The 12,221-nt window shown below is 63.3% G+C and carries 10 protein-coding genes; 7 read left to right on the forward strand and 3 right to left on the reverse strand.

Translation table 11 applies throughout. The features are described from left to right. Window positions 1-260 (reverse strand): hypothetical protein (locus tag AAFX91_RS32275; protein ID WP_394569274.1); only part of this gene is annotated, 260 nt, incomplete at its 3' end. Here AAFX91_RS32275 and AAFX91_RS32280 point away from each other — a divergent pair. The 4 genes from AAFX91_RS32280 to AAFX91_RS32295 all read left to right on the forward strand — a co-directional run bounded on the left by AAFX91_RS32280 (window position 250) and on the right by AAFX91_RS32295 (window position 5,100). Continuing rightward, the gene (locus tag AAFX91_RS32280; protein WP_130582922.1) at window positions 250-441 is read left to right on the forward strand and encodes a hypothetical protein; all 192 of its coding nucleotides are present in this window, start codon (window positions 250-252) and stop codon (window positions 439-441) included. The two genes, AAFX91_RS32275 and AAFX91_RS32280, sit on opposite strands and share 11 nt — an antisense overlap. A gap of 286 nt (window positions 442-727) precedes the next feature. Beyond that, the gene (locus AAFX91_RS32285) at window positions 728-1,663 is read left to right on the forward strand and encodes a glycine--tRNA ligase subunit alpha (RefSeq protein WP_394569275.1); all 936 of its coding nucleotides are present in this window, start codon (window positions 728-730) and stop codon (window positions 1,661-1,663) included. Continuing rightward, the gene (gene glyS, locus AAFX91_RS32290) at window positions 1,663-3,777 is read left to right on the forward strand and encodes a glycine--tRNA ligase subunit beta (RefSeq protein WP_394569276.1); all 2,115 of its coding nucleotides are present in this window, start codon (window positions 1,663-1,665) and stop codon (window positions 3,775-3,777) included. Before AAFX91_RS32285 ends, glyS begins: the two co-directional genes overlap by 1 nt. Before the next feature lie 231 nt (window positions 3,778-4,008). After that, window positions 4,009-5,100 carry a hypothetical protein gene (locus AAFX91_RS32295; protein WP_394569277.1) on the forward strand — a complete coding sequence of 364 codons (1,092 nt, stop codon included), beginning with the start codon at window positions 4,009-4,011 and terminating at the stop codon, window positions 5,098-5,100. A gap of 229 nt (window positions 5,101-5,329) precedes the next feature. Here the strand turns inward: AAFX91_RS32295 and AAFX91_RS32300 are convergent, their stop codons facing one another. Further along, window positions 5,330-5,692 carry a DUF1236 domain-containing protein gene (locus AAFX91_RS32300; RefSeq protein ID WP_130580422.1) on the reverse strand — a complete coding sequence of 121 codons (363 nt, stop codon included), beginning with the start codon at window positions 5,690-5,692 and terminating at the stop codon, window positions 5,330-5,332. Window positions 5,693-6,044: 352 nt separating this feature from the next. Between AAFX91_RS32300 and AAFX91_RS32305 the strand changes: the two genes are divergently transcribed. Continuing rightward, complete coding sequence (locus tag AAFX91_RS32305; RefSeq protein WP_080663951.1) at window positions 6,045-6,200, forward strand: DUF3096 domain-containing protein; 156 nt, start codon at window positions 6,045-6,047, stop codon at window positions 6,198-6,200. 69 nt (window positions 6,201-6,269) lie between these two features. Here the strand turns inward: AAFX91_RS32305 and AAFX91_RS32310 are convergent, their stop codons facing one another. Further along, on the reverse strand, window positions 6,270-6,440 hold the full coding sequence (locus AAFX91_RS32310; RefSeq protein ID WP_245476405.1) for a hypothetical protein: 171 nt from the start codon (window positions 6,438-6,440) through the stop codon (window positions 6,270-6,272). 76 nt (window positions 6,441-6,516) lie between these two features. On the opposite strand from AAFX91_RS32310, the gene ppdK reads away from it, so the two are divergent. Next, window positions 6,517-9,240 (forward strand): pyruvate, phosphate dikinase, encoded by a 2,724-nt coding sequence (ppdK, locus tag AAFX91_RS32315; protein WP_394569278.1) that lies wholly within the window; start codon window positions 6,517-6,519, stop codon window positions 9,238-9,240. 349 nt (window positions 9,241-9,589) lie between these two features. Then, the gene (locus AAFX91_RS32320; RefSeq protein WP_394569279.1) at window positions 9,590-12,151 is read left to right on the forward strand and encodes an ATP-binding protein; all 2,562 of its coding nucleotides are present in this window, start codon (window positions 9,590-9,592) and stop codon (window positions 12,149-12,151) included. The last annotated feature ends 70 nt before the right edge of the window (window positions 12,152-12,221 follow it).

Here is a 12,221-nt window from a genome sequence, read left to right on the forward strand (position 1 = left end):
AGGCTTCCTCCTAAAAGAAAGCCTTGAATCACGTTCAATCTGATTTGAGAATCCCAAGAGTCCACACGGCCTAGAGTCTTGTTTTGACGCGTTTTCTTCACGCGAACTGGTGTCCACTTCGCTCGAAAACGCTTTGAAGATGCTTCCGTTTGCCGCATCCGATACCAAAAGGTTGATTGCGGACCGCCCCAGCTTAAGCGAAAATACCAGCTATTGGGGGCCTGAGAGGTGAACGACAAGGATCGACCGATGCCAGCCATGATCGCATTTGCGGGCGTTTTGGGAGGGCTCGCCGTGGTCCGCTGGGCCTATCGCACGGCCGTGCGGATCAACGAGGAACTGGAAGAGGCGCGTCGCGCCCACATGGCCGAGGCCGTCAGCCGCAGCGAGATTCCGACCCTGCGCCGCGACCCCGTCACCGGCGCCTACCGCCCGGGCTAGGGACTCACATACTCGTCATGCCCGGGCTTGCCCGTCTTCGCTATCGCTTCGCCGGACTGACACTAGAGTGCCCGGCGAAGCCTCGGCGTAGCCGGGTCCCGAGCATCCACGCCCTTCCTTCCTGCTGATGCCAAAGACGTGGATGGCCGGGACAAGCCCGGCCATGACGAAGCACGTGGGACGCATCTTTCGCGCAATGGGCAGGCGCGTTCGCCTTGATTCCCCGTCTTCCCGCCGATACGGTCCGCGCGCTTTCAAACCCCGCCTCGCGAGACCGATGCCGACGATGGATTCCCTGCCCGCCCATATGCGCCCGGAACGTTCGTTCCAGGGACTGATCCTGACGCTGCAGCGCTACTGGGCGGATTACGGCTGCGTGATCCTGCAGCCCTATGACATGGAGGTCGGTGCCGGCACCTTCCATCCCGCCACGACCTTGCGCGCGCTGGGGCCGAAGCGCTGGAACGCGGCCTATGTGCAGCCCTCGCGCCGGCCGAAGGACGGCCGCTATGGCGAGAACCCCAACCGTCTCCAGCACTATTACCAGTTCCAGGTGATCCTGAAGCCGTCGCCATCCGACATCCAGGAGCTCTATCTGAAATCGCTGGCCGCGATCGGTGTCGATTCGGCACTGCACGACATCCGCTTTGTCGAGGACGACTGGGAGAGCCCGACGCTCGGGGCCTGGGGCCTGGGCTGGGAATGCTGGTGCGACGGCATGGAAGTGTCGCAGTTCACCTATTTCCAGCAGGTCGCTGGCGTCGAATGCGCGCCGGTGGCGGGCGAGCTCACTTACGGGCTAGAGCGGCTGGCGATGTATGTGCAGGGCGTCGACCGCGTCTATGACCTCAATTTCAACGGCCGCGAAGGCGCCGAGAAGGTCGCCTATGGCGACGTGTTCCTGCAGGCCGAGCAGGAATATTCGCGGCACAATTTCGAGATTGCCGACACCGCGATGCTGTTCGAGCAGTTCAGGATGGCCGAGGAAGCCTGCAAGAAATATCTCGCGGCCGGTTGGCGCGAGGGTGGCAACCAGCGCGAGCACCTGATGGCGCTGCCGGCCTATGACCAGTGCATCAAGGCCAGCCACGTGTTCAACCTCCTGGATGCGCGCGGCGTGATCTCGGTGACGGAGCGGCAGAGCTACATCCTGCGCGTGCGCGAATTGGCGAAAGCCTGCGGCGAAGCCTGGGTCCACACCGAAGCCGGCAGGGCCGCCTGATGCCTGATCTTCTGCTCGAACTGTTTTCCGAGGAAATCCCCGCACGCATGCAGGCGAAGGCGGCGGACGATCTGCGCCGCATGGTGACCGACAAGCTCGTCGCCGACGGATTGATTTATGAAGGCGCCAGGGCGTTCGCGACGCCGCGGCGACTGGCGCTGACCGTGCACGGCATTCCGGCGCGGCAGCCCGATCTGAAGGAAGAGCGCCGCGGCCCCCGCGTCGGCGGCCCCGAGCCCGCGATCCAGGGATTCTTGAAAGCCACGGGCCTTGCCTCGATCGACGATGCAAAAATCCAGAGCGACAAGAAGGGCGATTTCTACATCGCGCTGATCGAGAAGCCGGGCCGGCCCGCGCTCGACGTGCTCGCCGAGATCCTGCCTGTCATCGTCAGAACCTTCCCCTGGCCGAAATCGATGCGCTGGGGCGAGCGTTCGGCGAGGCCCGGCGCGCTGACCTGGGTGCGCCCGCTGCACGCGATCACGGCCACCTTTGGTCCCGAGACCGAGCAGCCCGACGTCGTGAATTTCTCGGTCGACGGCATCGAGGCAGGGCAAACGACGTTCGGCCACCGCTTCATGGCGCCAGCAGCGATCTCCGTGCGCCATTTCGATGACTACGAGGCCAAGCTCAAGGCGGCCAAGGTTGTGCTCGACCCGCAGACGCGCAAGGACATGATCCTGGCGGATGCACAGACGCTGGCGCAGGCGCAGAATCTTGAACTGGTCGAGGACCAAGGGCTGCTGGATGAGGTCGCCGGCCTCGTCGAATGGCCGGTCGCGCTGATGGGATCGTTCGATGAGGAATTCCTGTCGATCCCGGACGAGGTGATCCGCGCCACCATCCGCAACAACCAGAAATGCTTCGTGGTCAGCGATCCCAAGACCGGAAAGCTCACCAACAAGTTCATCCTCACCGCGAACATCGAGGCCACCGACGGCGGCAAGGCCATCGTCGCCGGCAACGAGCGCGTGATCCGCGCGCGGCTCGCGGATGCGAAGTTCTTCTACGAGACGGACCTGAAGACGAAGCTCGAGGACCGGCTGCCGAAGTTCGACCAGATCGTGTTCCACGAGAAGCTGGGCACGCAGGGTGAGCGCCTCAAGCGGATCGAGCGATTGGCCGCGGAGATCGCGCCGCTGGTCGGCGCCGATGTCGAGAAGACGAAACGCGCCGCGCATCTCGCGAAGGCCGATTTGCTGACGGAAGTCGTTGGCGAATTCCCCGAGCTGCAGGGCTTGATGGGGAAATACTACGCGCTGGCGCAAGGCGAGGACGCGTCCGTCGCGGCCGCGAGCGAGGAGCATTACAAGCCGCAGGGGCCTGCGGATCGCGTGCCGACCGATCCGGTGAGCGTGGCGGTCGCGCTGGCGGACAAGATCGATACGCTGGTCGGATTCTGGGCGATCGACGAGAAGCCGACGGGGAGCAAGGACCCGTATGCGCTGAGGCGCGCGGCGCTGGGGGTGATACGGCTTATCCTCGAGAACAATATTCGTACTAGTCTAATTAAGACGATCACGACCTTCGTCGCCACGTTGCTTGAGAGTGACGCTGTAAAGGCCGCTGAGAGTCCGATTGCTATCGCGCCGTCACTATTGGTCTTCTTCGCCGACCGCCTGAAAGTCCAGCTTCGCGACCAGGGCGCGCGGCACGATCTCGTCGACGCCGTGTTCTCACTCGGTGGACAGGACGATCTGCTGCTCGTCGTCCGCCGCGTCGAGGCGCTCGGGAAATTCCTCGATAGCGACGACGGCAAGAACCTGCTCGCGGGTACCAAGCGCGCGAGCAACATCCTTGCGATCGAGGAGAAGCGGGACAAGCGCACGTTTGACGGCGCGCCCGATCCGTCGCTCTATCGGCAGGACGAAGAGAAGGCGTTGGCGAAGGCGATCGATCAGGTGAAGCGCGAGGCGAGTGCTGCGGTCGCGGCGGAGGACTTTGCCGGCGCGATGAGCGTGATGGCGACGCTGCGGCCGGCGGTCGATGCGTTCTTCGACAAGGTCAAGGTCAATGACGACGACCCGAAGGTGCGCGAGAACCGGTTGAAGCTGCTGAATGAAATTCGCGCCGCGACGCGCGCGGTGGCGGATTTCTCCAAGATCCAGGATTGAGTTTGACGCCGTCATTCCCGGGCGCGCGAAGCGCGAGCCCGGAATCCATTTCGCCGCGTACCCTGCCGCCCGATGGATTCCGGGCTCGTCCTTCGGACGCCCCGGAATGACGGCGTGGGGCGCCAGAAATATTCCGCAACATTTACCCCTCATTAACCACGTCCTGCGAAGGTCGCGACGGGTGAACGGTTTCTTAAGAAATCGCCCGCGCGCAAATGCAGGAATTTCCCGATGACCTCCATCGGCACGGCGCTCAATCCTTACGCCCAATATGGTTCGGCCTATGCGCGGGCGGCGGCGACGCCGTCGCTGGCATCGACGCTATCCAATGACAGCGCGAACAATGATCCACTCGCGTCCAACAGCGCGACCAACCTGACCTTGTCGGAAGCGGCCCGCGCGCAGCTCGCAAAAGCATCGCCGCTCGACTTCACGACGGTCACGAACGACGCGCGCGCGACGCTCGACCGGCTCTATACGGCAGCCGGCGTGAAGGGACCGCTGGTCGATGGCAAGACCACGATCGATCTCTCGAGCCTGGATCGCCGCTCGCTGTTTGCGATCTCGACCAACAATGGCGGCAAGTTCAGCCCCGACGAACAGGCGGTGGCGGCCAGCGCGTTGAAGCAGCGCTTCGATGCCGCGCTGGCGCCGTCGCTGGCGACCACGCGCCTGACCGGCGACTACAATGTCAGCTACAAGGCGGCGCTGGATTATCTCGACGGCGCAAGCCCGGAAGAGAAGGCGACGGCGACCTGGGCGGCCCAGCGCGCCGCAGTGTTCAAGGGCTATCAGGCGACGCAGACCGACCCGACGGTGGCGCCAACGGGAATTGCCGGCGATCCGATCGCGGCTGCGCTCGCTGGCACGGCCAGCCCCGCGACGGGCCAGAGCCGCAACTTCGGCGATATCGCCAGCGACGTGCGCGGGTTTCTCGACCGCCAGAAGAGCGAGGCGGCGAGCAACGGCAAGGAACTGGTCTATGACCCCAAGCGCAAGACCGGACAATTGGCTGATCTGTCCTCGCTCGACAATCGCTCGCTGTCGGCGATCACCCTGAACAAGGACAATCGCTTCTCCGGCGAGGAGATCTATGCCGCCAAGCAGGAATTGAGTGCGCGGACGCGCGCCTCCGTGCTCGATGCGCTAAAGCAGAGCCAGTCAACCGGCGATCCGCGCCAGCTCAGCCTCGGCATCCTGAAAGCCTATTCCTCGATGAGCTCCGAAGAGCGGATGGCGGCGAACTGGACGCCCGAATTCCAGGATGCCGCGATCAAGAACTACAAATCGACCTCGACGCTGCTCTCGATGCTGCGATCGTGATCGCTAGAGCTTCAGTTCTGATTGAATCAGAATCGAAGCTCTAGCTAGATTCTTGTTTTGACGCGTTTTCTTCACGCGAACCGGTGTCCACTTCGCTCGAAAACGCTCTAAAAAGCAAAGCCCCGCCTGGAGGGGAGCGCCAGGCGGGGCTCTTGGGTCCGGTCGCTGTCGCACACATCCGCTTGCGCGGCGCCCGGACTACTCGCTTACGTCCAAGGCTAGCTCGTCACTAGTCGATCACCTGAACGATGCGACGCGAGCGCGGCTCGACCAGCACGGTCTCGCCGTTCACGACGGTGTAGCGGAACGGGGTTCCGCCGAAGCGCTGCGGCACGTCGTAATAGGTCACGCCGGTTTCCGGCAGCACGGTGCCGACCACAACGCGATCGGAAATCGTGTAGTTCGGCACGCGCTCGCGGACGATATATTCGCGGAACGCCGGCCGCTGATCGACCGTGATCCCGCCACCTTCTTCGACCACAACGGTATTGCCGCCGACAACGCCGGTGGTGACGCTGCCTTGCGCCTGCGCCGCGACCGGTGCACTGATCGCGCACGCCATCGCTGCAACGGCAAGGAATCGGTTTCGCATGGCTCACTCCTTCGCGACGATTTTGCTTTGAGGCGGGGTCTCCTTTGAGACGCCGCGAGTGCCGGCTTTTTGCCGATGCACAATGTGGGGCCAATGCATCGCGCGCGCCGATGTTCCGCAAAAAGCGCGGCCATATCCGCGGCAATTTTGAGCAATTTTCGTGGATAGCGGAACCGATTGAACCGTCGAACGTCTCAAATATTGGGCCGTGGTGGCGGGCGGGGGCCGATTCTCGGTCTGACGCGTTTCCTTCATGCGAAACCGGTAACACTTCGCTCGAAAACGCGATGCCAGTACAATACCCGCCTCGATTCGATTTCCTTCCCGAACAAATCTGCTGGAGCTTCCTCAAATGGTCATCACCGCTGCGCATGTCCCTGCCATCGTGGCCCTGATCGCAGGCATTCTGATCCTGGTCATGCCGCGGCTGCTGAACTTCATCGTCGCGATCTACCTGATCTTCGTGGGCTTGGTCGGCATGGGGCTTTTGCGCTGGCTGCATTTGTAGGATCGAAAGCCCGTTCGCAGCTTGCGCCCGACACACCAAAGTGGTGTAAGGCGCCCATCTTCTTGCCCCTCACTCCGGATTGTTGAAAGCCATGGCCAAAGCCGTTGCCAAGTCCAAGAAAGCAGCAGAGAAAAGCGCAGCGAAATCAAAGCCATCCGCCCCGGCCCGCAAGGCCGCTCCGGCGGCGCGAAAGGCGCTGAAGAAGAGCGCGCCAAAGGTGGCGGCGAAGGCTCCGGTCAAGGCTCCCGCCAAGTCTCCTGTTAAGACTCCTGTCAAGGCTGCTGCTAAGGCCCCCGCTAAGCCGGTGGCGAAGTCCGTGACGAAAGCGCCGGCGTCAAAGCCGGCCGTGGCGGCGATCAAGCCCAACAAATGGGTCTTCACCTTCGGCGACGGCAAGGCCGAGGGCAAAGCCGAGATGCGCGATCTGCTCGGCGGCAAGGGCGCCAACCTCGCCGAGATGGCCAATCTGGGCCTGCCGGTGCCGCCCGGCTTCACGATCCCGACCTCGGTCTGCACTTATTTCTACGAGCACGAGAAGACCTATCCAAAAGAGCTGAAGGCGCAGGTTGAGAAGGCGCTCGACTATGTCGGCAAGCTGACCGGCAAGATCTTCGGCGACGCCAAGAACCCGCTTCTGGTCTCGGTCCGCTCCGGCGCCCGCGCCTCGATGCCGGGCATGATGGACACCGTGCTCAACCTGGGGCTGAACGACCAGACCGTGGAGGCGCTGGCCGATCTCTCGGGCGACCGCCGCTTTGCCTATGACAGCTACCGCCGCTTCATCACGATGTATTCGGACGTGGTGCTCGGCTTTGAGCACCATCACTTCGAAGACATCCTCGACGCCTTCAAGGACAGCCAGGGCTATTCGCTGGACACCGACCTGACCGGTGACGACTGGGTCGAGCTGGTCGGCAAATACAAGGAAGCGGTCGAGCGCGAGACTGGCCATCCGTTCCCGCAGGATCCGCACGATCAGCTCTGGGGCGCGATCGGCGCGGTGTTCTCCTCGTGGATGAACGCGCGCGCGGTCACCTACCGCAAGCTGCACGACATTCCGGCGACCTGGGGCACCGCCGTCAACGTGCAGGCGATGGTGTTCGGCAATATGGGCGAGACGTCGGCGACCGGCGTCGCCTTCACCCGCAATCCCTCGACCGGCGAGAGCAAGCTCTACGGCGAATTCCTGATCAACGCGCAGGGCGAGGACGTCGTGGCCGGCATCCGCACGCCGCAGGACATCACCGAGTACGCGCGTCAGGAGAGCGGCTCCGACAAGCCGTCGATGGAAACCGCGATGCCCGACGCGTTCAAGGAGCTAACGCGGATCTACACGCTGCTCGAAAAGCACTACCGCGACATGCAGGACATGGAGTTCACGGTCGAGCAGGGCAAGCTGTGGATGCTGCAGACCCGCGGCGGCAAGCGCACCGCGAAGGCGGCGCTGCGCATCGCCGTCGAGCTCGCCAATGAGGGCCTGATCTCGAAAGAAGATGCGGTGACGCGGATCGATCCGGCCTCGCTCGATCAATTGCTGCACCCAACCATCGATCCGGCGGCGAAGCGCGATATCATCTGCACCGGCCTGCCGGCCTCGCCGGGTGCGGCTTCCGGCGAGATCGTGTTTTCCTCCGACGAAGCGGCCAAGCTGCAGGCTGACGGCCGCAAGGTCATTCTCGTCCGTGTCGAGACTAGCCCGGAAGACATCCACGGCATGCACGCGGCCGAGGGCATCCTGACCACCCGCGGCGGCATGACCTCGCATGCCGCGGTGGTCGCGCGCGGCATGGGCAAGCCCTGCGTCTCCGGCTGCGGCGCCATCCGCGTCGATTACGGCCGCGGCACGATGAGCGTCGGCTCGCGCACCTTCAAGGCAGGCGACGTCATCACCATCGATGGCGGCATCGGCCAGGTGCTGGCCGGGCGCATGCCGATGATCGAGCCGGAGCTGTCCGGCGAGTTCGGCACGCTGATGGGCTGGGCTGACAGCGTGCGCCGGCTGGGCGTCCGCGTCAACGGCGATACCCCCGACGATGCGCGCACTGCGGTGAAGTTCGGTGCCGAGGGCATCGGCCTCTGCCGTACCGAGCACATGTTCTTCGAGGAGACGCGCATCCGCACGGTGCGCGAGATGATCCTGTCGGAAGACGAGCAATCGCGCCGCGCCGCGCTGTCGAAGCTGTTGCCGATGCAGCGCGCCGACTTCGTCGAGCTGTTCGAGATCATGAAGGGCCTCCCCGTCACGATCCGCCTGCTCGATCCGCCGCTGCACGAGTTCCTGCCGCACACCCAGGCCGAGATCGAGGAAGTCGCGCGCGCGATGAACACCGATCCGCGCCGGCTCGCCGATCGCGCCCGCGAACTCGCCGAGTTCAACCCGATGCTCGGCTTCCGTGGCTGCCGTCTTGCGATCGCCTATCCTGAGATCGCCGAAATGCAGGCGCGCGCGATCTTCGAGGCGGCGGTCGAAGCCGGCAAGCGCACCGGCAAGGCTGTCGGGCTCGAGGTGATGGTGCCGCTGATCGCCACCAAGGCCGAGTTCGACCTGGTGAAGGCGCGGATCGACGCCACCGCGCATGCGGTGACGAAGGAGACCGGCGCCAAGCTGACCTACCAGGTCGGCACCATGATCGAGCTGCCGCGCGCCTGCCTGATGGCCGGCAAGGTCGCCGAGACCGCCGAGTTCTTCTCCTTCGGCACCAACGACCTGACCCAGACCACTTACGGCATCAGCCGCGACGACGCCGCGAGCTTCCTTGGCACCTACATCGCCAAGGGTATCCTCGAGATCGATCCCTTCATCTCGGTCGATCGCGACGGCGTTGGCGAGCTGGTCAGGATCGGTGTGGAGCGCGGCCGCAAGACGCGGCCCAACCTGAAGGTCGGCATCTGCGGCGAGCATGGCGGCGATCCCGCCTCCGTCGCGTTCTGCCACGAGGTCGGGCTCGACTATGTCTCCTGCTCGCCCTACCGCGTGCCGATCGCACGGCTGGCCGCGGCCCAAGCCGCGCTCGGCAAGGCGATCGCGAGCCAGGCGTGACGTTCTTCACCTCTCCCGCTTGCGGGGGAGGGAATGCAGCATTGATCGCGGATGCAATTCGATATTCTTCATGCGCTAACTGAGAATGGCCGGGGATTTCCCGGCCATTTTCTTTTGTGCGCGACGTCCGCCGGATGGTCCTGCGAGCGCGCGGGCAAGGAAAGACGCGTTACAGGCGTAACCCAACTTTCCGCGTGCTGAAATCGAACTGTAACCCGCGCTCACAATCCTGTGCCAGTAGAGTGAGGTTTGGTATGGGATGCTTCAGATTGTTTTTGCGTATTCAATTGAGATCAGCGCAGCGACGGCGCGATGGCGGGCGAGCGTCAGGATTGGGGCGTGATGGGAAGTGACCCTTCTATCACGGCTGCTTGTGCTGGTGGCTGTTGCTCTGCTGCCGGCAATAGCGATCCAAGCGTATAATGAATTCGACCTGCGTCGCGCGCGCCAGATCGAGGTGCAGAACCAGGCGCTCAATCTGGCTGAACTTGCCGCCGCGGAGCAACGGCAGATCGTTCAGGGAATTCATCAGGTCCTGATCACGCTGTCGGAGCTTCCGTCGATCAAGGCGAAGGACGGCGAGTCATGCAATGCATATATGGGCGCTATCAAGCAGCGATTCCCGGCTTTCCTCACCGTTGTCGTCACCGATTTGAACGGCATCACGTTCTGCACCCCCGACAATAATCGCAAGCCGGTCGATGTCTCGGGCAGGGCCTATTTCGCCAACTTGCGGAAAACCGGCGCATTCTCCGTCGGCGAGTTCTCGCTAGGCCTGTCATCCGGTCGAAAGGCCATTCAGTTTGCATTGCCTTTCTACGAGCAGGACGGACAGATGGGCGGCGCCATCATCGCAACCCTCAGCCTGGATTGGCTCGCCGACTACATTGCGCGAAAGGGCGCGCCAGTGGGAGCTGCGCTCGGAATCATGGACCGCAACGGGAGGTACCTTGCCCGCTATCCCGACAACGCGCGCTTTGTCGGGCGGACCCTGAGCGAAGGGCATGAACCACACCTTGAGAAATCCGGTGCGGCCGACACCACGGAGCTCGACGGCGTGGAGCGGATCGTCGGCTATGCAGCCCTGCCGGACAGTTCCGGAGGCCTTCTCATCAGCTTCGGCCTGGACAAGGACCAGGCATTCACCGCAATCCAGCACGGCACGCAGCGCGGCGTCTTCCTGATCATCCTGAGTACCGCGCTTGTGCTGATCCTGACATCGTTGGGCGCCCGGCGGTTCATCCGTCGTCCGCTTGGGCAATTGGTCGACGCCGCCAACCGATGGCGGCTCGGCGATTTTACCCGGCGGGTGGACATCCATGGTACTTCCGAAATCGCGCGGGTCGCCGATGCATTCAACACCATGGCCGATGCGCTGGAACACCGCGAGCAGGAATTGTCCGACGCGAGGAAGAAAGCGGAGGAAGCCGCGGCCCGGATCACGATGATCTTCGAGAGCACCACCGACAGCGTGCTGATCATCGATCAGGACTGGCGCCTCACCTATCTCAACGGACCCGCCTGGACAGACCTTGCGGAGGGGCAGGATGTCAGGGGCCTGACGTTGTCGGAGGCGTTTCCAGACGCCGATGACCTCGATATCACCAACCAGATCCTGGAGGTGACATCAACGCAGCGGCCGGCATTTCTCGAAGTGTTCTGTACGCGTCGACAGGTCTGGTACGCGGTCAATGCGTTTCCCTCCAGCCAGGGTCTCGTGATCTTTCTTCGCGACATCACCGATCACAAGCATGCGGTGGAGGCGCGCCGGCTGATCGAGGAGCAATTCCACCAGAGCCAAAAGATGGAGTCGGTCGGTCAGCTCACCGGGGGGATCGCGCACGACTTCAACAATCTGCTCACGGTGGTCTCGAACAGCCTCGACCTCATCGAGGATGCCGCCGACATCGGCAAGGTCCGGCAGTACGCCGCGGCGGCGCGTCGCGCCACCCAGCGAGGGGAGAAGCTGACGTCGCAGCTTCTCGCCTTCTCGCGGCGGCAGATACTCAATCCCAAACTCGTCAACGCGAATCAGCTCATTGCCGAATTCCAGGGTCTGATCCAACAAGCGGTCGGGGGAGGCTGCGAGGTCAGGCTGCGGACCGACGAGCAATTGTGGCTGTGCCATGTCGATCCTTCATCGCTGGAGACCGCTCTTCTCAACCTTGCGCTCAATGGGCGCGATGCGATGCCGGACGGCGGCGTGCTCGAGATCGAGACGCGGAATGTCGAACTCGAGCAGGGGGCCGTGGCCGAGTGTCAGGCAGGACCTTATGTGTGGCTGGCCGTCAAGGATTCCGGCTGCGGGATGCCGCCCGAAGTGCGCGACAGGATCTTCGAGCCCTTCTTCACGACCAAGGAAGTCGGCAAGGGGACCGGGCTTGGCCTCAGCATGGTCTATGGCTTCGTTCGACAGTCCGGCGGGCACGTCACTGTCGAAAGCACGCCGGGAGCAGGGACTACGGTCGCACTCTACCTGCCCAAGGCCGACAAGGCGCCGGAGGCGCCTGTGCAAGAACGGAAGGCACGAGCCGTACCGGGAGGTTCGGAGCGGATCCTCGTCGTCGACGACAATGAGGATCTGCTCGAGGTCACCTCGGCGATGTTGAGCTCGTTCGGCTACGAAGTTGTCTGTGCCCGCAACGGACTTGAGGCCCTGAAGATGTTGAGGAGCGACGAGCACTTCGCGCTCCTGTTCAGCGACATCGTGATGCCGAGCGGCATGAACGGCATCGAGCTGGCGCGCGAAGCGAGACGGCTGTGCAAGGACATCAAGATCCTGCTCACCTCCGGTTATGCCGGAGATGCATTGGAACGGCACCACGCCGTGGACGAGTTTCCGATCATCGAGAAACCCTTCCATGTCGCGGACCTTGCCCGGCGCCTGCAGGCGCTCCTGCACGAAGACTAGGCCGTGTGGACTCTTGGGATTCTCAAATCAGATTGAACGTGATTCAAGGCTTTCTTTTAGGAGGAAGCCT

It is taken from the genome of Bradyrhizobium sp. 31Argb (assembly GCF_043638955.1).
GTDB lineage: Bacteria > Pseudomonadota > Alphaproteobacteria > Rhizobiales > Xanthobacteraceae > Bradyrhizobium.

What these genes read in the sequence shown, in the direction of transcription:
- AAFX91_RS32305 (WP_080663951.1), top strand. Translation starts at nt 6,045, where the DNA reads ATGGTCATCACCGCTGCGCATGTCCCTGCCATCGTGGCCCTGATCGCA.
- AAFX91_RS32295 (WP_394569277.1), top strand. Translation starts at nt 4,009, where the DNA reads ATGACCTCCATCGGCACGGCGCTCAATCCTTACGCCCAATATGGTTCG.
- AAFX91_RS32285 (WP_394569275.1), top strand. Translation starts at nt 728, where the DNA reads ATGGATTCCCTGCCCGCCCATATGCGCCCGGAACGTTCGTTCCAGGGA.
- AAFX91_RS32280 (WP_130582922.1), top strand. Translation starts at nt 250, where the DNA reads ATGCCAGCCATGATCGCATTTGCGGGCGTTTTGGGAGGGCTCGCCGTG.
- AAFX91_RS32300 (WP_130580422.1), bottom strand. Translation starts at nt 5,692, where the DNA reads ATGCGAAACCGATTCCTTGCCGTTGCAGCGATGGCGTGCGCGATCAGT.
- glyS (WP_394569276.1), top strand. Translation starts at nt 1,663, where the DNA reads ATGCCTGATCTTCTGCTCGAACTGTTTTCCGAGGAAATCCCCGCACGC.